Origin of the sequence: Parapusillimonas sp. JC17, assembly GCF_052180245.1 — a bacterium.
Classification (GTDB): Bacteria; Pseudomonadota; Gammaproteobacteria; order Burkholderiales; family Burkholderiaceae_B; genus Parapusillimonas.
The window spans coordinates 3,309,550-3,326,397 of the sequence record NZ_CP197474.1 but is presented as its reverse complement, the minus strand read 5'-3'; the positions used below and the strand labels follow the sequence as shown (position 1 = coordinate 3,326,397).

At 60.6% G+C, this 16,848-nt stretch carries 18 protein-coding genes; 10 read left to right on the top strand and 8 right to left on the bottom strand.

What is annotated here, in order from left to right; translation table 11 throughout:
- Nucleotides 1-47: 47 nt before the first annotated feature.
- From ACSBPU_RS16040 to ACSBPU_RS16025, 4 genes are all read right to left on the bottom strand, one after another.
- Nucleotides 48-2,795, bottom strand: coding sequence for a M16 family metallopeptidase (locus ACSBPU_RS16040; RefSeq protein ID WP_442592985.1), 2,748 nt, complete (start codon nucleotides 2,793-2,795; stop codon nucleotides 48-50).
- A gap of 87 nt (nucleotides 2,796-2,882) precedes the next feature.
- Complete coding sequence (locus ACSBPU_RS16035; protein WP_442592984.1) at nucleotides 2,883-4,055, bottom strand: vWA domain-containing protein; 1,173 nt, start codon at nucleotides 4,053-4,055, stop codon at nucleotides 2,883-2,885.
- Nucleotides 4,045-4,662 carry a GNAT family N-acetyltransferase gene (locus ACSBPU_RS16030; RefSeq protein ID WP_442592983.1) on the bottom strand — a complete coding sequence of 206 codons (618 nt, stop codon included), beginning with the start codon at nucleotides 4,660-4,662 and terminating at the stop codon, nucleotides 4,045-4,047. The genes ACSBPU_RS16035 and ACSBPU_RS16030 overlap by 11 nt, the downstream gene beginning before the upstream one ends.
- 53 nt (nucleotides 4,663-4,715) lie before the next feature.
- Nucleotides 4,716-5,585, bottom strand: coding sequence for an AAA family ATPase (locus tag ACSBPU_RS16025; protein ID WP_442592982.1), 870 nt, complete (start codon nucleotides 5,583-5,585; stop codon nucleotides 4,716-4,718).
- A gap of 145 nt (nucleotides 5,586-5,730) precedes the next feature.
- Between ACSBPU_RS16025 and ACSBPU_RS16020 the strand changes: the two genes are divergently transcribed.
- Both ACSBPU_RS16020 and ACSBPU_RS16015 read left to right on the top strand, forming a co-directional pair.
- Nucleotides 5,731-6,084 (top strand): c-type cytochrome, encoded by a 354-nt coding sequence (locus ACSBPU_RS16020; RefSeq protein ID WP_442592981.1) that lies wholly within the window; start codon nucleotides 5,731-5,733, stop codon nucleotides 6,082-6,084.
- Nucleotides 6,085-6,096: 12 nt separating this feature from the next.
- A complete protein-coding gene (locus ACSBPU_RS16015) occupies nucleotides 6,097-6,459 on the top strand; it encodes a c-type cytochrome (protein ID WP_442592980.1) in 363 nt (120 codons plus the stop codon).
- Nucleotides 6,460-6,599: 140 nt separating this feature from the next.
- On the opposite strand, the gene ACSBPU_RS16010 is transcribed toward ACSBPU_RS16015, so the two are convergent.
- Nucleotides 6,600-7,028, bottom strand: coding sequence for a DUF1841 family protein (locus tag ACSBPU_RS16010; protein ID WP_442592979.1), 429 nt, complete (start codon nucleotides 7,026-7,028; stop codon nucleotides 6,600-6,602).
- Nucleotides 7,029-7,204: 176 nt separating this feature from the next.
- Here ACSBPU_RS16010 and icd point away from each other — a divergent pair, with 176 nt between their 5' ends.
- Both icd and ACSBPU_RS16000 read left to right on the top strand, forming a co-directional pair.
- A complete protein-coding gene (gene icd / locus ACSBPU_RS16005) occupies nucleotides 7,205-8,461 on the top strand; it encodes an NADP-dependent isocitrate dehydrogenase (RefSeq protein WP_180071532.1) in 1,257 nt (418 codons plus the stop codon).
- 181 nt (nucleotides 8,462-8,642) lie between these two features.
- Complete coding sequence (locus ACSBPU_RS16000) at nucleotides 8,643-8,915, top strand: addiction module antidote protein (protein WP_442592978.1); 273 nt, start codon at nucleotides 8,643-8,645, stop codon at nucleotides 8,913-8,915.
- A gap of 195 nt (nucleotides 8,916-9,110) precedes the next feature.
- Here ACSBPU_RS16000 and ACSBPU_RS15995 read toward each other — a convergent pair whose 3' ends face one another.
- Entirely contained in the window at nucleotides 9,111-9,668 is a 558-nt protein-coding gene (locus tag ACSBPU_RS15995) for a sugar O-acetyltransferase (protein WP_442592977.1), read from the bottom strand.
- A 225-nt stretch (nucleotides 9,669-9,893) separates the two neighbouring features.
- On the opposite strand from ACSBPU_RS15995, the gene sdhC reads away from it, so the two are divergent.
- Genes sdhC through ACSBPU_RS15975 form a run of 4 tightly spaced genes read left to right on the top strand, consistent with a single transcriptional unit; the run spans nucleotide 9,894 to nucleotide 11,821 of the window.
- Nucleotides 9,894-10,262, top strand: a complete 369-nt coding sequence (sdhC, locus tag ACSBPU_RS15990; protein WP_442592976.1) for a succinate dehydrogenase, cytochrome b556 subunit — start codon at nucleotides 9,894-9,896, stop codon at nucleotides 10,260-10,262.
- On the top strand, nucleotides 10,253-10,600 hold the full coding sequence (sdhD, locus tag ACSBPU_RS15985) for a succinate dehydrogenase, hydrophobic membrane anchor protein (RefSeq protein ID WP_442592975.1): 348 nt from the start codon (nucleotides 10,253-10,255) through the stop codon (nucleotides 10,598-10,600). Before sdhC ends, sdhD begins: the two co-directional genes overlap by 10 nt.
- Before the next feature lie 34 nt (nucleotides 10,601-10,634).
- Nucleotides 10,635-11,333, top strand: coding sequence for a succinate dehydrogenase iron-sulfur subunit (locus ACSBPU_RS15980; RefSeq protein WP_442592974.1), 699 nt, complete (start codon nucleotides 10,635-10,637; stop codon nucleotides 11,331-11,333).
- A gap of 41 nt (nucleotides 11,334-11,374) precedes the next feature.
- On the top strand, nucleotides 11,375-11,821 hold the full coding sequence (locus ACSBPU_RS15975; protein ID WP_442592973.1) for a CBS domain-containing protein: 447 nt from the start codon (nucleotides 11,375-11,377) through the stop codon (nucleotides 11,819-11,821).
- Nucleotides 11,822-12,092: 271 nt separating this feature from the next.
- Here the strand turns inward: ACSBPU_RS15975 and ACSBPU_RS15970 are convergent, their stop codons facing one another.
- Nucleotides 12,093-12,893, bottom strand: coding sequence for a Smr/MutS family protein (locus tag ACSBPU_RS15970; protein WP_442592972.1), 801 nt, complete (start codon nucleotides 12,891-12,893; stop codon nucleotides 12,093-12,095).
- Nucleotides 12,880-13,839, bottom strand: a complete 960-nt coding sequence (gene trxB, locus ACSBPU_RS15965) for a thioredoxin-disulfide reductase (RefSeq protein ID WP_442592971.1) — start codon at nucleotides 13,837-13,839, stop codon at nucleotides 12,880-12,882. Before trxB ends, ACSBPU_RS15970 begins: the two co-directional genes overlap by 14 nt.
- Nucleotides 13,840-13,883: 44 nt before the next feature.
- Between trxB and ACSBPU_RS15960 the strand changes: the two genes are divergently transcribed.
- Nucleotides 13,884-16,235, top strand: coding sequence for a DNA translocase FtsK (locus tag ACSBPU_RS15960; protein ID WP_442592970.1), 2,352 nt, complete (start codon nucleotides 13,884-13,886; stop codon nucleotides 16,233-16,235).
- On the top strand, nucleotides 16,225-16,848 hold the full coding sequence (lolA, locus tag ACSBPU_RS15955; RefSeq protein ID WP_442592969.1) for an outer membrane lipoprotein chaperone LolA: 624 nt from the start codon (nucleotides 16,225-16,227) through the stop codon (nucleotides 16,846-16,848). Before ACSBPU_RS15960 ends, lolA begins: the two co-directional genes overlap by 11 nt.

The window sequence follows — 16,848 nt, the reverse complement described above, 5'->3', positions numbered from 1 at the left end:
CAAGTCGCGGGGTCAAACCCCCTGCGGGGTCCGACACCTCCCAGCAGCTACTGCTTGGATTGATCCGCCGCTATCGCGATACTGAGCCGCGCCGGGTCCAGCCTTTTCCGCATGGCCTGGTTCACCGATTCGGCGGACAGCTTCGACAGGGCCTGGTCGATGTGTGCCGACCATTCGAAACTGCGGTCCAGCTGCATGTAGTTGATCCAGGTGGTTGCCAGCGCGCCATCGCGCGTACGCGCCAGTTTGCGGAAATTCAGCAAGGCCGAGACGCCTTCCCGGACTTCTTCCTCTGTAAACCCGTTCTTGATGGCCCGATCCAGTTCCGCCGTCATGGCTTCGCGCAGGCGCTTGGTGCTTTCGGGCGCATGGATGGCGTAGAAAGTCCAGTTTCCGGAAGGTTCGAACGAGGAAGCGCTGAGCATGCTGCGCACGTCGTAGGACAATCCGTCCTGTACCCGGACGCGTGTCCACAAGCGTGAAGTTTCCGAACTGCCCAGCAGGTAATTGGCAAGATAAAGTGCGGCGTAGTCTTCGTCCGTATCCTGCAATTTCAAAGGCAGCGCCGCCAGATAGAAGGCATTGGCCTTGTCGGGTGTGTTGATGAGAAACTCTTGCGGGGGAACGTCGTGATAGGGATCCGGCACACGTGTGTAAGCAGGGGCCTTTTGCCAGCCTTTCAGCCCTTCGCTCAGCGCCGCCTTCACCGCTGCGCCATCGAACTGTCCCACGGCCGAGAAGGCGATGGTACCTGCCCCGTAGAAGCGATTATGGAACTGTTCGAGCTGTCCGCGGGTCAAGGCAGCCACGCTGGCCAGTTCTTCCTCGAAAGTCGGCGTGTAGCGAACGTCGTCGCGCGGCCAAGGGTTGTCGTGCCTGGCCAGGGCGCGCGAGGCGAGCGACCCGGGCTCGGCCATGGCGTTGCGTATGGCGGTGCTGGCCTGCCGCTGGTATTCAGTCAGTTCCTTCGCCGGAAAACTGGCTTCGCGCAGAATGTGCAGCGACAGCTTGATGACTTCAGGAAGGTTTTCGCCGATGGTCGACATGTGCACGGCCACCACGCCCGCGCCGCCGCCGAAATCGACTTCGGCCTGGAGCGCGTTGTAGCGGTCCTCGATTTCCTGGCGCGTCATGGTGCTGGTCCCATGGGCGAGCAGGGATGCGGTCGTTTCCGAGATATCGCGCATGCCTTTCAGTGATTCGGCGTTGCCGAACTGAACGAGCAGCTTGGCCTCGACCCGATCGCCGCGCGTCGGCTTCGACAGCAGAGCCAGCTTCACCTGGCCGTTGGCGAGTTCCAGCGGGCTGCGGTCGGTTGCGGCATCGATGTTGTCGGGCGTGGGGTCGAATGCGCCCGCCGCGGCCCCGGTGTCTTTGCCGCGGTAGTCATGCAGCATGGTATCCAGATCCATCGAGTCCGGCTTTGGTGCCCGCCTTGGACTTTCGCCCGGCACGTACATGCCGTTGGTACGGTTGCTTGGCACGAGATAGGCTGCGGTCACGCGTTGTACATCGTCCAGCTTCACATTTTCGACGCGGTCGCGTTGCAGGAAGAAGAGACGCCAGTCTCCGTCGCCAACCGATTCCGACAGCGCGCTGGCCAGGCTGGCGGGATTGGCGTACGTACGCGACCAGCCGGTGAGCCATTTATTGCGCATGCGATCCAGTTCTTCCTGCTTGAAAGGCTCTTTGGCGACGGAGCCGATGGTGTCGTTCATGACGGACAATGCTTTGTCCTGATCCATGCCTTCTTCGAGCTGGGCGCCGAAGAAGGCATAGCCCGGCTGGCGCTGACCGGAAGAAAAGGCGAACACGCTGGAGCTTAGCCCATTGCCGACCAGCTCGTGATAGAGCCTGCCGGAAGGGGTGTCCGCCAAGATGGAGACGCCCATGTCCAGCGCGACGAAGTCCGGGTCAGCGCTGGCCGGGGCATGGAAGAGGGCGGCAATGAGGGGGCTGCCGCCGTGGCGCCGCAGCACCACCTTCCGTTCGCCGTCCTGCACGGGTTCTTCCGTATATTCCGGCGGCAGGCGGCGGTCGGGCTTCGGGATCTTGCCGAACGCATCGCCGGCGATGGCAAGCACTTTTTCCGGATCGAAGCGACCGGAGACGATCAGTACCGCGTTGTCAGGCTGGTAGTACATGCGGTAGAAAGCCTGAAGCTGAGTGATGTCCACGTTCTCGACATCGGAGCGTGCGCCTATCGTGGACTTGCCGTAGTTGTGCCACTGGAATGCGGAGGCCTGCATGCGCTGCAGCAGCACCTGGAAGGGGTTGTTCTCGCCGCGTTCCATTTCGTTCCTGACCACCGTCATCTCGGAGTCCAGGTCTTCACGGGCGATGAGCGAGTTGACCATCGCGTCGGCTTGCCAGCGCAGATACCATTCAAGATTGTCAGGGTCCGCCGCGAAGCTGGCGTAGTAATTGGTGCGGTCGCTGCTGGTGGACCCATTGGCGGCCAGGCCGCGCTTGGAAAACTCGGCCAGCGCATTGCGCAGCGTGGGCGTGCCCCGGAACAGCAGATGCTCAAGCAGGTGGGCCATGCCGGTCTGCCCATAGTTCTCGTGGCGAGAGCCCACCTTGTAGGTCATGTTGACCGTAGTGGTCGGTTTGGAGTCATCGGGCGCCAGCAAAATGCGCAGCCCGTTCGGCAGGACGTATTCGGCCACGCCTTCTACGGAGGTGATCTCGCTGACGCCGGTGGGAAGCTCCATGGCCCGGGCGGAGAAAACCAGGGTGGTGCCAAACAGCATGGCACCGACGAAGAGCACGGTGCGGGAAAGAAAGGAAAGCATGCGCGCGAGTCCCTTTTATGTTGACCAGGAAAGCAAAGCTACTTTTACCACATGGCCTGCACGGAAGGGCGGACCATGTGCCGTCCTTTACTTGGACAATGCGCGCATGGCCTGTTCAAGCCCGCTCACCGTCACGCCGAACATACGGCCGCCCATGAGATTCTGCATGATGGATATGGATTGCCGGTACTGCCAGTAGGCCGAGGGTTCCGGATTCAGCCATACCGCCTTGGGCCAGTTTTCGAGCAGGCGCTGCATCCATGTCGCGCCCGATTCCTTGTTGTTGTGCTCGACAGACCCGCCGGGCTGGATGATTTCGTAGGGGCTCATGGTTGCATCGCCCACGATGATCAGGCGCCAGTCTTCGTTGTATTTGCGCAAGATGTCCCAGGTATCGAAGCGTTCGGTGTGGCGTCGCCGGTTGTCCTGCCAGAGCATTTCATAAGGGCAGTTGTGGAAATAGAATACGTCGAGGTGCCTGAACTCGCTGCGCGCCGCCGAGAACAATTCTTCCACCCGAGCGATGTGGTCGTCCATGCTGCCGCCGACGTCCAGCAGCATCAGGACCTTGACGGTGTTGTGGCGCTCCGGAACCATTTGCAGGTCCAGAAAGCCCGCATTGCGGGCGGTATTGCTGATGGTGCCATCCAGGTCCAGTTCGAGTTCTGCACCTTCCCGGGCGAAGCGGCGCAGCCTGCGCAAGGCCATCTTGAAATTACGCGTGCCCAGCTCCTGTTGATCGTCGTAGTCGCGGTATTCGCGTTTTTCCCAGACTTTGACGGCGCTGCGGTTGCCGGCTGACGGGCCGCCCAGCCGTATGCCTTCAGGATGATAGCCGCCATGCCCGAACGGCGACGACCCGCCGGTGCCTATCCACTTGCTGCCGCCGGCATGCCGTCCTTCCTGTTCTTCGAGCCGCTGCTTGAACATTTCCATGAGTTTGTCCCAGCCGTGTTTTTCCAGAGCCGCTTTTTCTTCGGGTGTGAGCTGCTTCTGAAACTGCTTGATCAGCCACTCCAGGGGTATGTCCTTGTCGGCAGGCAGCGCTGCTTCCACCGAGCGGTAAAAGCTCCCGAAGGCTTGATCGTAGCGATCGAAGAAGGTCTCGTTCTTGACGAGCGTCATGCGGGCAAGATGGTAGAAGTCATCGACGGTGGGCGGCATGACGCCGCTTTGCAGTGTCTCGAGCAGCGTCAGGTACTCCTGCACTGAAACCGGAAGCCTGTGGGCACGCAGATGGTAGAAGAAATCAATCAGCATGGCGAGCGAGCTGGTATTCGAGATGCCGGCGGATTTCGGGCCATTCGCCGCGCGCCATGCTGTACATGACCGTATCCCGCACCGAGCCGTCGCGTCGCGCTGCGTGATGGCGCAGCACGCCGTCTTTCTTGGCGCCGAGCCGCTCGATGGCGCGTTGCGAGGCGAAGTTGAAATTGTCCGTGCGCCACCCTACCACGTGCGCTCCCAGGTCTTCGAAGGCATGCTCGAGCAACAGCAGCTTGCAGGTGGTGTTGACATGGCTGCGCTGCCGGCTTTTCGCATACCATGTGTAGCCGATTTCCAGCCGGCCGATGGCCGGGACGATGTCGTGGTAGCGGGTGGTCCCGATGATGCGCCCGCTATCCGTTTCCAACACGGCGAAAGGCAGCATATGGCCGCCATCCCGTCCTGCCAGCGCTGCTTTTATATAAGCGGCGGCTTCGCCCGGCGCGGGAACGGAGGTGACCCTCAGCTTCCATAGTTCGCCGTCGGCCGCGGCCTGTTCGAGCTCATTGGCGTGCGATGCATCCAGCGGCATCAGCCGCACGCCGCGCGCTTCCAGCGTGGTGGGGCTGGGATTCTTCAGAAAACCTGTTGTTGTGCTCATGTCTTGTTCTGGGGCTCCGGTAGATACTCGGCCAATATGCGCCGGCTGGGCGATCAGCGCCGTCCGGCCCGCGTCATCGCGGCCAGGCGTTGAAGCAGTGTGAGGTCTTGTTCGTTTTTGAGCAGCGCGCCGGCCATGATGGGCAGGCTGGTCTCGGTGTCGCCGATGTCTTCGGCGCGTATGCCTTCGTTCATCAGCAGGCGCAGCCAATCCAGAAACTCGGAAGTCGACGGCTTCTTCTTGAGCCCGGGCGCGTCGCGCAGGGTGAAGAAGGTATCCAGCGCCGCGCGCAGGATGTCCTCTTTGATATCCGGGTAGTGCACGGCCACGATTTCCTGCATGGTCGTCCGGTCCGGGAAGTTGATGTAGTGGAAGAAGCAGCGGCGCAGGAAGGCGTCGGGAAGGTCTTTTTCGTTGTTGGAGGTAATGATGATAAGGGGGCGATGCCGCGCCTGAATGGTTTCACGCGTCTCGTATACATGGAATTCCATGCGATCGAGTTCGCGCAGCAGATCATTGGGGAACTCGATGTCGGCTTTGTCGATTTCGTCAATCAGTACAACCACCGGTTCGTCGGATTCAAAAGCGCGCCATAGTACGCCCTTGACGATGTAGTTGCCGATGTCGCGGACTTTCTCGTCGCCCAATTGCGAATCGCGCAGCCGGGATACCGCGTCGTATTCGTACAGTCCCTGATGCGCCTTGGTGGTCGACTTGATATGCCATTGCAGCAGCGGCCGGCCCAGCGCGGCGGCTACTTCTTCCGCCAGCATGGTCTTGCCCGTTCCGGGTTCCCCTTTGATCAGCAGCGGACGCTGCAAGGCCAGCGCGGCATTCACGGCAAGCTTCAGGTCGTCCGTGGCGACGTAGCGTTCGGTGCCGGTGAACCGCTCTGAGGAAAATTCGGGTGCTGCAGAAGTCATTGTGTCGTATTCCGTAGTTTATGAACCGTATTGCAACGTCGTGAACCCATACATGTATCACGCAAGACAATTATCGTACAATCAAATTTTTTCGACGATCTGTTGACTCAGATCAACATTTTAATCACCGCCAACAAGAGCTATTATGAAGTTGCGAACCTCTACGACGCGCACCTTGTCTGCGCTGGCCGTCATGGCTTCCTGTGTGTTTACGGGCCAAGCCCTTGCGGCCGATGCCGTACCTGTGGGCGACGCCAAGGCCGCTCTCTCTAAAACCTCTATGTGCATTGGTTGCCACGGCATCAAGGGCTACAAGTCCAGCTATCCCGAGGTCTATCATGTTCCCATGATCGCGGGCCAGAATGCCGAATACATCGTCGCAGCCCTGAAAGAATACGCCAGCGGCGCGCGCACCTTCCCCACCATGGAAGCTATCGCGCAAAGCCTGTCCGAACAGGACATGGCGGATCTTGCTGCTTACTACGCCAATCTCAAATAACAGGGGGCCTGTATGAAAAAATTGACACTCGCATTGGCAGGCTCCGTTCTCGTTGCATTGGCTTCCGGCGCATCCGCCGCGGATCTGGCCGCAGGCAAGGCGGCCTTCGAAAAGTTCACTTGTGCTTCCTGCCATGGCGCCGATGCCAAGACTTCGGTGATGCCCACCTACCCCATCATCGCCGGCCAGCACCAGGACTATCTCGAACACGCCCTGCGCTCATACAAGCGCGGCGCGGCCAATCTGCCGGCGACCGCCAACGTGCGCAAGAACGCCATCATGGGCGCCATGGTTGCGCAGCTGACGCCGGCCGACATCGAAAACATCGCCGCCTGGCTGGCCGCCCAGCCGTCGCCGCTGTCCGTGCGCAAGTAAGCACGCCGGGGAAGGGGACACCAACCAGAAAAAGGCGCCGGCATGGCGCCTTTTTTGTTTGCCCAGTGGTTATGGCTGGAAACATCGTTGTTCCGAAAATGCCGCACGTCCAGGATCTTCGAAATCGGGGCAAGGGCCCGTCAGTGGCGGCCGGCGTGGCGCCGGATCAGGTCTATGTATTTTTCGGTGTCCAGGGGCGTGCCCAGCCGCTGCGCTTCCCACACCACTTCGCCCAGCGCTTCCATGATCACATGGGCGGCCTCGTGGGCGTCGCGCGTGGCCAGCAGGCTTTGGAAGGCCGCCTTGATGCCCGGCGGCTGGTCGATGGATAATTGCTCGTTGATGGCCAGGTGCATGGACAGATGCAGGAAGGGATTCGTCCTGCCCTGTTCCACGCTGAAGTCGGCGGACGCGGCTTCGGGATCTTCCAGGTCGGCGTGGTATTCGGGATGCAGTTCGATGAGGTCGACGGCCATGGTTTCCAGAGGCGTCAGGACGCCTGCGGTCCTGTGCTTGCGCCATGCCTCGGTAAAGAACTGCCGTACCTGTTCCCGCGAGGGATTGAACATATGACTTTCCGTTGTAATGCTATTGCCGTGCAATAGAGCATTTTAACCGCCATGGGCGCCACTGACAGGTTTGCCCAATATAGGATAAACTACTCTTATATAAGACCCGGGCATGTGCCGGGCGTCTGTTCTTGTTTTACGATTTCTGCTCTTTCCCGAGCTCAACTGGAGCATCCATGTCCTATCAGCACATCAAGGTCCCGGCCGCGGGCCAAAAAATCACCGTCAACGCCGATTTTTCGCTCAACGTCCCTGACGAACCCATCATCCCCTACATCGAGGGCGATGGCACAGGTGCCGATATCACTCCCGTCATGCTCAAGGTCGTCGACGCGGCGGTTGCCAAGGCCTACGGCGGCAAACGCAAGATTCACTGGATGGAAGTCTATGCCGGTGAAAAGTCAACCAAGGTGTACGGATCCGACGTCTGGCTGCCCGAAGAAACCCTTGACGCCGTGCGCGACTACGTCGTCTCCATCAAGGGTCCGTTGACCACACCCGTCGGCGGCGGCATCCGTTCGCTGAACGTAGCGCTGCGCCAGCAGCTTGACCTGTACGTCTGCCTGCGCCCGATCCAGTACTTCAAGGGCGTTCCTTCGCCTGTGCGTGAACCCGAAAAGACCAATATGGTCATTTTCCGCGAGAACTCCGAAGACATCTACGCCGGCATCGAATTCGAGGCCGAAAGCGCCAATGCCAAGAAGCTGATCGCTTTCCTGCAAAACGAGCTCGGCGTCAAGAAGATCCGTTTCCCCGAGACCTCCGGTATCGGTGTGAAGCCCGTTTCGCGCGAAGGCACGCAACGCCTGGTCCGCAAGGCCATCCAGTACGCCATCGACAACGACCGCTCTTCGGTCACGCTGGTGCACAAGGGCAACATCATGAAGTTCACCGAAGGCGGTTTCCGCGACTGGGGCTACGAACTCGCCCAGAAGGAATTCGGCGCCCAGCTGATCGACGGCGGCCCATGGTGCAAGTTCAAGAATCCCAAGACCGGTCGTGAAATCACGGTCAAGGATTCGATTGCCGACGCCTTCCTGCAACAGATCCTGCTTCGTCCCGCCGAATACGACGTCATCGCAACCTTGAACCTGAACGGCGACTACGTTTCCGACGCGCTGGCCGCTCAAGTCGGCGGTATCGGCATCGCCCCGGGCGCCAACTTGTCCGACTCGGTTGCCATGTTCGAAGCCACGCACGGCACGGCGCCCAAGTATGCCGGCAAGGACTACGTGAATCCGGGCTCCGAGATCCTGTCCGCTGAAATGATGCTGCGCCACATGGGCTGGACCGAAGCCGCTGACCTCATCATCAGCAGCATGGAAAAATCCATCCTGTCCAAGAAGGTCACGTACGACTTCGCCCGCCTGCTCGAAGGCGCGACCCAGGTGTCCTGCTCGGGCTTTGGTCAAGTCATGATCGACAACATGTAAGTCTGTCCACCGTCGTATCAGGTAGTACACGAAACCCGCATTCCACATAGGTTTGCGGGTTTTTCATTCGGTGGCTTGCATGGCGTCGTATGCTTTTTAAAGTGGAGGCGTTGCGACATCATGGCGTGGATCGACTTACACACCGAGGGTAGAAGCAAGCACGGCGGTAGGCCTCGGAAGATTGACGTGGTGTGCCGAAATCCTCAAGACAGATGAGGACATTGCCAACTATCTGACGGCGGTTCTGGAAGAAAACGATCCCGCCGAGCTTTCCCATGCGCTGGGCATCATTGCCCGTGCGCGTGGCATTGCCGAAGTGGCGCGGGCCAGTGGACTGACGCGCGAGGCGCTTTATAAGGCCTTGCGCCCTGGTTCGCATCCGCGCTTTGATACCATTGCTCGCGTATGTACTGCGCTGGGTGTGCAACTGACTGCCCGGCCGGTGCATTCCTAGCCTTGTCTTGGTCGCAGGGCGGTGGCTTTTGCGTGGCTCCCACATGCCGACTTTGGTCATCAGCACGATCTCGTCGCGCAGCCCGCGCCTGATCGAAGTGAGAACGCTCCGATCAAAATCGCCCACCTGGAAGAGCTGCGAAGAACGGGTTCACCCAAGGATCAAGGATGGAGCGCGGCGAGTACGCGCTGCGGCTTACTCAGTGATCTCGCGAATTACCCGGCATGGATTCCCCGCGGCGAACACGCCTTCCGGGACATCGCGCGTGACCACGCTGCCTGCCCCGATCACTGCGCGCGATCCGATGTGTACGCCAGGCAGTATGATGGCGCCGCCGCCCACCCAGACGTCCGATCCGATGTCCACCGGCTTGCCGAATTCTTCACGGCGGCGCAGTTCGGCGTTGAACGGATGCATGGGGGTGTAGATTTGCACTGCCGGGCCAAACAGGGTGTAGCTGCCGATCCGGACCAGGCACACGTCGAGCACGACGCAGTTGAAGTTGAAGAATACCCGCTCGCCCAGTTCGATATTGGCACCGTAGTCGCAGAAGAAGGGTGGTTGCATCCAGACTGAATCCCCGCCCGACGCAAACACATCATCAAGAATCTTCCGACGCTGTTCGGATTGCGATTCGCTCGTCGCATTCAGAGCCTGGCAAAGATCGCGCGCGCGAGTGCGAGCCGCCACGAGTTCCGGGTCCATTGGCAGATAGAGCTCCCCATCCACCATCTTTTGACGTTCCGATTTCATGATGCGGTCCTCCGGACGACCATGTAGCAATTTGAAGGCCTGGGAAGGGGTCGGGGTCAGACCCCATACGGGGTCTGACCCCCATGTGAATAATCCGGGGTCTGACCCCCATGTGAATAATCACCATACTGCCAAAAGCGGAATAAGCCGGCCCGCCAAAGGAACGTGATATGGTTTCCAGCGGATGCCGAGGGCAGGGGGACTTAGTCTTGAAAAGGAGGAGGCATGAAAAAAACGATGTTTTTCAATGTGTTCCAGATCCAGATGCCGGTTGGCGCGTTGACCTCCATTACACATCGTGTCACTGGCATTTTGCTCGCTGCGGGCATCCCTATCGGCATTTATCTGTTCAGCGTCTCGCTTGAAGGACCCGACGGCTATGCCAGGGTCGGCGCCTTCTTCGATGCCTTTGGGGCCCGATGCCTGGCGGTGCTGTTTGCCTGGGCACTGGCTCATCACCTGCTGGCGGGCTTGCGCCATATGCTGAGCGATGTCGATATTGGTTCCCGGCTGGCGGCCGCCCGCCGCAGTGCATGGGCGGTGAACGTGTTGGCAGTCCTGATCGCGTTGTTTGCGGCGGTGGTATGGCTATGAAGACAGCGCCGTTGAGCGGTCTTCGTGCCTGGCTGATTCAGCGATTGACGGCCGTCTATCTGCTTGTTGCGCTGCCGCTGTTCATCGCCTCGTTTGCATTTTATCCCCCCGGTTCGTACGACGCATGGCGAGCGCGCGCATCGGGTGCGTTCTTTGTGACCGCGGCTTGCGTATTCATCGTCGCCTTGCTGGTGCACGCATGGGTCGGCCTGCGCGACGTGATTCTGGATTACGTGAAGCCATTGCCGCTTCGTATCGGCGTATTGGCGCTTCTGGCCTTTGGGCTGGTTGGCATGGGAGGGTGGGCGATAAAGGTATTGTATGTCGCCGGCGCCTGACGGCGGCTATGAGGTTGAAACATAGGGGAACGACATGAGGTTTTCCATATACCGGTTTGATCCCGATGCAGATGCAAGACCCAGGATGCAGGACTTCGAAATCAAGGTGGGTCCCGCCGACCACATGCTGCTCGACGTCATTCTGCGAATCAAGTCCGAACTGGACGACACGCTGAGCTTGCGAAAGTCCTGTCGCGAAGGAATTTGCGGCTCGGATGCCATCAATATCAATGGCCGCAATGGTCTGGCCTGCATCACGCCGTTGAGATCCTTGAAACAACCCGTGATGCTGCGCCCGCTGCCTACCTTCCCGGTGATCCGGGACCTGGTAGTGGACATGACGCAGTTCTACAAACAGTATTGGTCCATCAGGCCGTACCTGATCAATCCGGAGCCTCCCCCCGATAAAGAGCGCCTTCAGTCTCCCTCGCAACGGGAATCGCTCGATGGCCTGTATGAATGCATCTTGTGCGCATGCTGCTCCAGCCAGTGCCCGTCATATTGGTGGAATCCGGACAAGTTCGTAGGGCCCGCAGGCTTATTGAACGCTTATCGTTTCATCAGCGACAGCCGCGACACAGCCACGGAAGAGCGCCTCGACGACCTGAATGACGCCTATCGCGTGTTCCGGTGCCGCAGCATCATGAACTGTACAGAGGTCTGTCCCAAAGGCTTGGCGCCGTCCCGGGCGATCGAGCACATTCGTCTGTCCATGTTGAATCACACTTTGTGAAATCTGAAATGCCTGCCGGCATCAGGTTGGAGGTATCCTAAATGCAATTGGTTCGAACCGTGCTGGATGTTGCCAGGAAGCGTTTATTGACCATCCCGACCGCTGCGCCACTGGTCGAGGCGGCCAGGCTGCTCAGTGAAAGCCACTCGAACCTGGTGGTGGTGTGCGGGTCTGAAGGGCGCATGCGAGGCGTCGTTACAAAAAGCGATGTCGTACGGCAGATCAGTCATTGCCAAGGATGCAGCTGCACCACCATGATTGCCGACGTCATGAGCACCGAGCTCATCGTATGCAAGCCGGAAGACCGTTTGCACGATGCCTGGTTGACGATGAAAAAGCATGGCTTGAAACAATTGCCGGTCGCAAATGAAGCGGCCGAGCCCTTGGGCCTGCTATACGTCAGCGATGCCCTCGAGGCGCTCATCAAGGACAGCGAATACGAAGAATCCCTGCTGCGCGACTATGTCATGGGAGTCGGCTACCGATAGCGTGGACAGCCCGGGGGTCGGACCCCGTACGGGGTCCGACCCCATAAAAACCATTAACATAGTGCATACCCTAAGTGTCGCGCAGTGAATTATGTTGCACAATGCGTTCCATGCAGGTGAGGAGACAAAGCCCTGCATGGGCAAGCCGATAAGTCGGTAAAACAATAAATGTAGCAGGTCCCATAAGAAATAAAAAAAGCACAAAGGCCGACGACAAAATCGTCGGCCTTTGTCATGTATGCCGCATGGGCGTCGTGGGTTAAGCCGGATCCTATGCCGATTTCCTCAGCAGCACCTGCACGGCGCCGGCCCCTCCGTCCTGCTCCGAGCACTCTGTATAGGCCTGCACGGCGGCCAGCTGGCTCAGCCAGCGCCTGATCGTCTGGCGCAGCACGGGCTCGCTGTCCTTCGAGCCATAGCCTTTCCCGTGCACGATGCGCACGCAGCGCACCTGGTGCTCCAGGCAGGATTGCAGGAAACGGTCCAGCCGCTCGCGTGCCTCGTCCAAGGTACTGCCATGAAGGTCCAGGCTGGCGCCTATGGGCCATTTCCCGCGCCGCAGATCCTTGAGCAGATCGGGGCCGCAGTCAGGGCGCAAGTAGCTGGAGTCGTCCTGCTCGATGCCGGGAGGGCTGAACTGATCGGATATTTGCGGCGGTACCGGAACATCCCGGCCCATGGCGCGCGCACGGCGTTCGGCCAGCACGGCAGTCGGGGCCATCGGGACCGGGGGCAGGACGGCCCGGTTGCTGTCCTTGAGGCGGATCACCGATTTGACGGCCCGCCGGAACAGCTCGGCGTCTTCCCGGGGCAGGGTTTCAGGATCGGGGTCAGACCCCGTGCGGGGTGTGATCCCAGTCGGGCGCCGGGTCGAGGGGTCAGACCCCGTATGGGGTCTGACCCCAGCCCGCTCCTGGGGTATGGCATTGGCGCGGCGTCGTAAGGGGTCAGACCCCGTATGGGGTCTGACCCCTTCCTTGGCGGCTTCGGCTTCCTTGCGCAGGCGCTTCAGGTCGGCGAGCCCGTGGCCCGTGGCTCCGCCTTGACCGCGCCTGCCTTTATTCGCCGGCATTCTCCAGCCAGCGCTGCGCGTCCAGGGCGGCCATGCAGCCCGTGCCGGCGCTGGTGATGGCCTGGCGGTAGACGTGGTCCTGGACGTCGCCGGCGGCGAATACGCCCGGGACGGAGGTCATGGTTGCAAGCCCGCTGAGACCGCTGCGTGTGATGATGTAGCCGTTTTCCATGTTGAGCTGGCCTTCGAAGATGCCGGTATTGGGCTTGTGGCCGATGGCGATGAAAGCGCCGGTGACGGCCAGGTCTTCGGTATTGCCGGTCTGGTTGTTGAGCAAGCGCACGCCGGTCACGCCGGACTGGTCGCCCAGGACCTCCTGAAGTTCATAGAACAGCTTGAGCTTCATGTTGCCGTTCTCGACCTTGTCCATGAGCTTGTCGGTCAGGATGGGTTCCGAGCGGAATTTGTCGCGGCGGTGCACCAGTGTGACGCTGCGGCAGATGTTGGACAGGTATAGCGCCTCTTCGACGGCGGTGTTTCCGCCGCCCACGACGACGACGTCCTGGTTCTTGTAGAAGAAGCCGTCGCAGGTTGCGCAGCCCGACACGCCGCGGCCCATGAATTCCTGTTCGGAAGGCAGGCCCAGGTACTGGGCGGACGCGCCGGTGGCGATGATGAGCGAGTCGCAGGTATAGGCCGAGCCCGTGTCGCCGGTGAGCGTGAACGGCCGCTTGGACAGGTCGACGCTGGTGATGTGATCGAAGACCATTTCCGTATCGAAGCGCTCAGCGTGCGCCTGGAAGCGCTGCATGAGATCGGGTCCCTGAACGCCTTGCGCATCCGCCGGCCAGTTGTCGACATCAGTGGTCGTCATGAGCTGGCCGCCTTGCTCCAGGCCCGTGACGAGCACGGGCTTCAGATTGGCGCGAGCGGCATAAACCGCCGCCGTATAACCGGCGGGACCCGAGCCCAGGATGAGTACTTTGGCGTGCTTGGGAGTCGTCATTACACAAAATCCGAAAAAAGTGAACAGCCAATTATAATGAGTCTATGGCTAGATTACCCGCTACATCCCCACGCTCCTCCCGCAATGTGCGCAACGGGCCGTCGCCCCTGCAATCGCGCCTGTCAGGCCTGTTCCGCGAAGCACGGTGGATCGTGTTCGCGGCGCTCGCGGCTTGGCTTGGCCTCGTGCTCGCTACCTGGGACCCTGCCGACCCGGCATGGTCGCATTCGGTCCTGGCCGCCAGCACGTCCAATCGCGGCGGCACGCTCGGCGCCTATATCTCTGATTTCCTTCTTTTCCTGTTCGGCTATTCCGCATGGCTTTGGGTCGTGCTGCTGGCCCAGCGGGTCGCCATGGGGTTCTACAGGCTCACCAGCCTGCTGCTGCCCAATACCGAAGGGCCGCTTCCGCGCGTGCGCTGGGAAGTAGGCGGTGGCTTCTTCCTGTTGCTCGTGGGCTGCATGGGTATCGAAGCCTTGCAAATGAAGCAGCTCGGCGCCGCGCTGCCCGCGGGAGCGGGTGGGCAATTGGGCAAGCTGCTGGCGCATGTCATGTCCTCGTCGCTGGGCGCGACCGGATGCACGCTGCTTCTGCTTGCCTTCATCGTCGTGGGCGCGAGCCTGTTCTTCGGCTTTTCCTGGCTGCACATTGCCGAGCGCGTCGGACAGGCCGTCGAACGGGGCATAAAACGTGTTCTCGAGCTCAAGACCGCCTACGAGGATCGCAGAGTCGGGCAGGTCAAGAAGGCGGAGCGCGAGGAAATCGTCGTCGCCAAACAAGAGCAGCTCGTGCATGAGCAGCCGGTGCGCATCGAACCGGCAATCACCTCGGTGCCCAAGTCCGTCCGTGTCGAAAAGGAAAAGCAGAAAGCCTTGTTTACCGCGCCCATCGAAAGCGGCGGCTCCGGCGACCTGCCGGCGGTGAATCTGCTGGATGCGCCGCAAGACAATATCGAGACCGTCTCGCCCGAAACCATCGAATACACCTCGCGGCTGATCGAGAAAAAACTGTCCGACTTCGGCGTCAGGGCGGTCGTCGTGGCGGCGCAGGCCGGGCCGGTGATCACGCGCTATGAAATCGAGCCGGCAACCGGCGTCAAGGGTAGCCAGATCGTGAACCTGGCCAAGGATCTGGCGCGCGCGCTCAGCCTGGTCAGCATCCGGGTGGTCGAAACCATACCCGGCAAGAACCTGATGGGGCTGGAATTGCCCAATCCGAAGCGCCAGGTCGTGAAGCTGTCCGAGATCATCGGTTCGCAAACCTACCATGCCAGCTCATCCGTGCTGACGATGGCGCTCGGCAAGGATATCGCGGGGAATCCCGTCGTTGCCGACCTGGCCAAGATGCCCCACCTGCTGGTGGCGGGCACCACGGGCTCGGGCAAATCGGTGGGAATCAACGCCATGATCCTCTCGCTGCTCTACAAGGCGGACGCCACGCAGGTCAGGTTGATACTCATCGATCCCAAGATGCTGGAAATGAGCGTCTATGAGGGCATACCGCATCTGCTGGCGCCGGTGGTAACCGATATGCGGCACGCCGCCAACGCCTTGAACTGGTGCGTGGGCGAAATGGAAAAGCGCTATCGCCTCATGAGCAAGATGGGGGTGCGCAATCTGGCCGGCTACAACAACAAGATACGCGAGGCGATCAAGCGCGAAGAACCCATACCGAATCCGTTTTCGCTGACACCCGACGCGCCCGAGCCGCTGGCTACCCTGCCCATGATCGTCGTGGTCATCGACGAGCTCGCCGACCTGATGATGGTGGTCGGCAAGAAAATCGAGGAGCTCATTGCCCGCCTGGCGCAAAAAGCCCGGGCTGCGGGCATACACCTTATCCTTGCGACCCAGCGGCCCAGCGTCGACGTGATCACCGGGCTCATCAAGGCCAATATTCCCACCCGCATCGCTTTCCAGGTCTCTTCCAAGATCGATTCGCGCACCATCCTGGACCAGATGGGGGCGGAGACCTTGCTGGGGCAGGGCGATATGCTGTATTTGCCGCCGGGCACGGGCCTGCCCGCCCGGGTGCACGGCGCCTTCGTGCATGACGATGAAGTCCACCGGGTGGTCGAGTCGCTCAAGCAGCAGGGCGAGCCCAATTATATTGATGGCTTGCTGGAAGGCTCGCTCGAAGGCGAGACCGGCGACGGTGTGGGCGGCGTGACCGGCTTTGCCGACGCGGAATCCGACCCTTTGTACGATCAGGCTGTCGAAGTCATACTCAAGAACCGGCGCGCGTCCATTTCATCGGTGCAGCGGCATTTGCGCATAGGCTACAACCGCGCGGCCCGTTTGCTCGAGCAAATGGAACAAGCGGGCCTGGTATCGGCCATGCAGTCCAATGGCAACCGTGAAATTCTCGCTCCGGGGAACACATCCAATGAAGATTAGGCAAATCCTGGCCGCGGCCGTCATGGCCGCCAGCCCTGTTCTTGCATGGTCGGCATCGGGCGCCGAGCAGCTGCGCGATTTCGTAAAAAGCGTGCAGTCGGCCAGCGGCAGCTTCAGCCAGCAGGCAACCGATAGGCAGGGTGCCGGGAAGCCCGCCCAGACCGGCGAGTTTTCCTTCCAGCGTCCCGGCAAATTTAAATGGGATGTGCGCAAGCCCTATGAACAATTGATCATTTCCGACGGTCAGCGGCTCTATCAGTACGATCCCGACCTCGCCCAAGTGACCGAGCGCAATGTCGATCAGTCCATCGGCGCGTCGCCCGCGGCGATTCTGTTCGGTTCCGGGGCGATCGAAGACGCCTTCGAGCTTCAGGACCTACCGCCGCGGGACGGCCTGGAGTGGCTCAGGGCCAAGCCGCGCAGCGCCGATGCGGGATTCACTCACGTGGAGATCGGTTTCAAGGACAGCATGCCGCAGCGTATCGATTTGCTCGATTCGTTCGGCCAGACCACCCGCATCAGCCTGACCGGCATCCGCGCCAATCCCAAGCTCGACGCCGCGACGTTCACGTTCACGCCGCCGGCGGGGGTGGACGTCGTCAAGATGCAGTAG

Coding starts and splice junctions, on each gene's coding strand:
- ACSBPU_RS16015 (WP_442592980.1), top strand. CDS start 6,097: ATGAAAAAATTGACACTCGCATTGGCAGGCTCCGTTCTCGTTGCATTG.
- ACSBPU_RS16025 (WP_442592982.1), bottom strand. CDS start 5,585: ATGACTTCTGCAGCACCCGAATTTTCCTCAGAGCGGTTCACCGGCACC.
- icd (WP_180071532.1), top strand. CDS start 7,205: ATGTCCTATCAGCACATCAAGGTCCCGGCCGCGGGCCAAAAAATCACC.
- ACSBPU_RS15995 (WP_442592977.1), bottom strand. CDS start 9,668: ATGAAATCGGAACGTCAAAAGATGGTGGATGGGGAGCTCTATCTGCCA.
- sdhD (WP_442592975.1), top strand. CDS start 10,253: ATGGCTATGAAGACAGCGCCGTTGAGCGGTCTTCGTGCCTGGCTGATT.
- lolA (WP_442592969.1), top strand. CDS start 16,225: ATGAAGATTAGGCAAATCCTGGCCGCGGCCGTCATGGCCGCCAGCCCT.
- ACSBPU_RS16030 (WP_442592983.1), bottom strand. CDS start 4,662: ATGAGCACAACAACAGGTTTTCTGAAGAATCCCAGCCCCACCACGCTG.
- trxB (WP_442592971.1), bottom strand. CDS start 13,839: ATGACGACTCCCAAGCACGCCAAAGTACTCATCCTGGGCTCGGGTCCC.
- ACSBPU_RS16040 (WP_442592985.1), bottom strand. CDS start 2,795: ATGCTTTCCTTTCTTTCCCGCACCGTGCTCTTCGTCGGTGCCATGCTG.
- ACSBPU_RS15975 (WP_442592973.1), top strand. CDS start 11,375: ATGCAATTGGTTCGAACCGTGCTGGATGTTGCCAGGAAGCGTTTATTG.
- ACSBPU_RS15960 (WP_442592970.1), top strand. CDS start 13,884: ATGGCTAGATTACCCGCTACATCCCCACGCTCCTCCCGCAATGTGCGC.
- ACSBPU_RS16035 (WP_442592984.1), bottom strand. CDS start 4,055: ATGCTGATTGATTTCTTCTACCATCTGCGTGCCCACAGGCTTCCGGTT.
- ACSBPU_RS15970 (WP_442592972.1), bottom strand. CDS start 12,893: ATGCCGGCGAATAAAGGCAGGCGCGGTCAAGGCGGAGCCACGGGCCAC.
- ACSBPU_RS16010 (WP_442592979.1), bottom strand. CDS start 7,028: ATGTTCAATCCCTCGCGGGAACAGGTACGGCAGTTCTTTACCGAGGCA.
- sdhC (WP_442592976.1), top strand. CDS start 9,894: ATGAAAAAAACGATGTTTTTCAATGTGTTCCAGATCCAGATGCCGGTT.
- ACSBPU_RS16020 (WP_442592981.1), top strand. CDS start 5,731: ATGAAGTTGCGAACCTCTACGACGCGCACCTTGTCTGCGCTGGCCGTC.
- ACSBPU_RS15980 (WP_442592974.1), top strand. CDS start 10,635: ATGAGGTTTTCCATATACCGGTTTGATCCCGATGCAGATGCAAGACCC.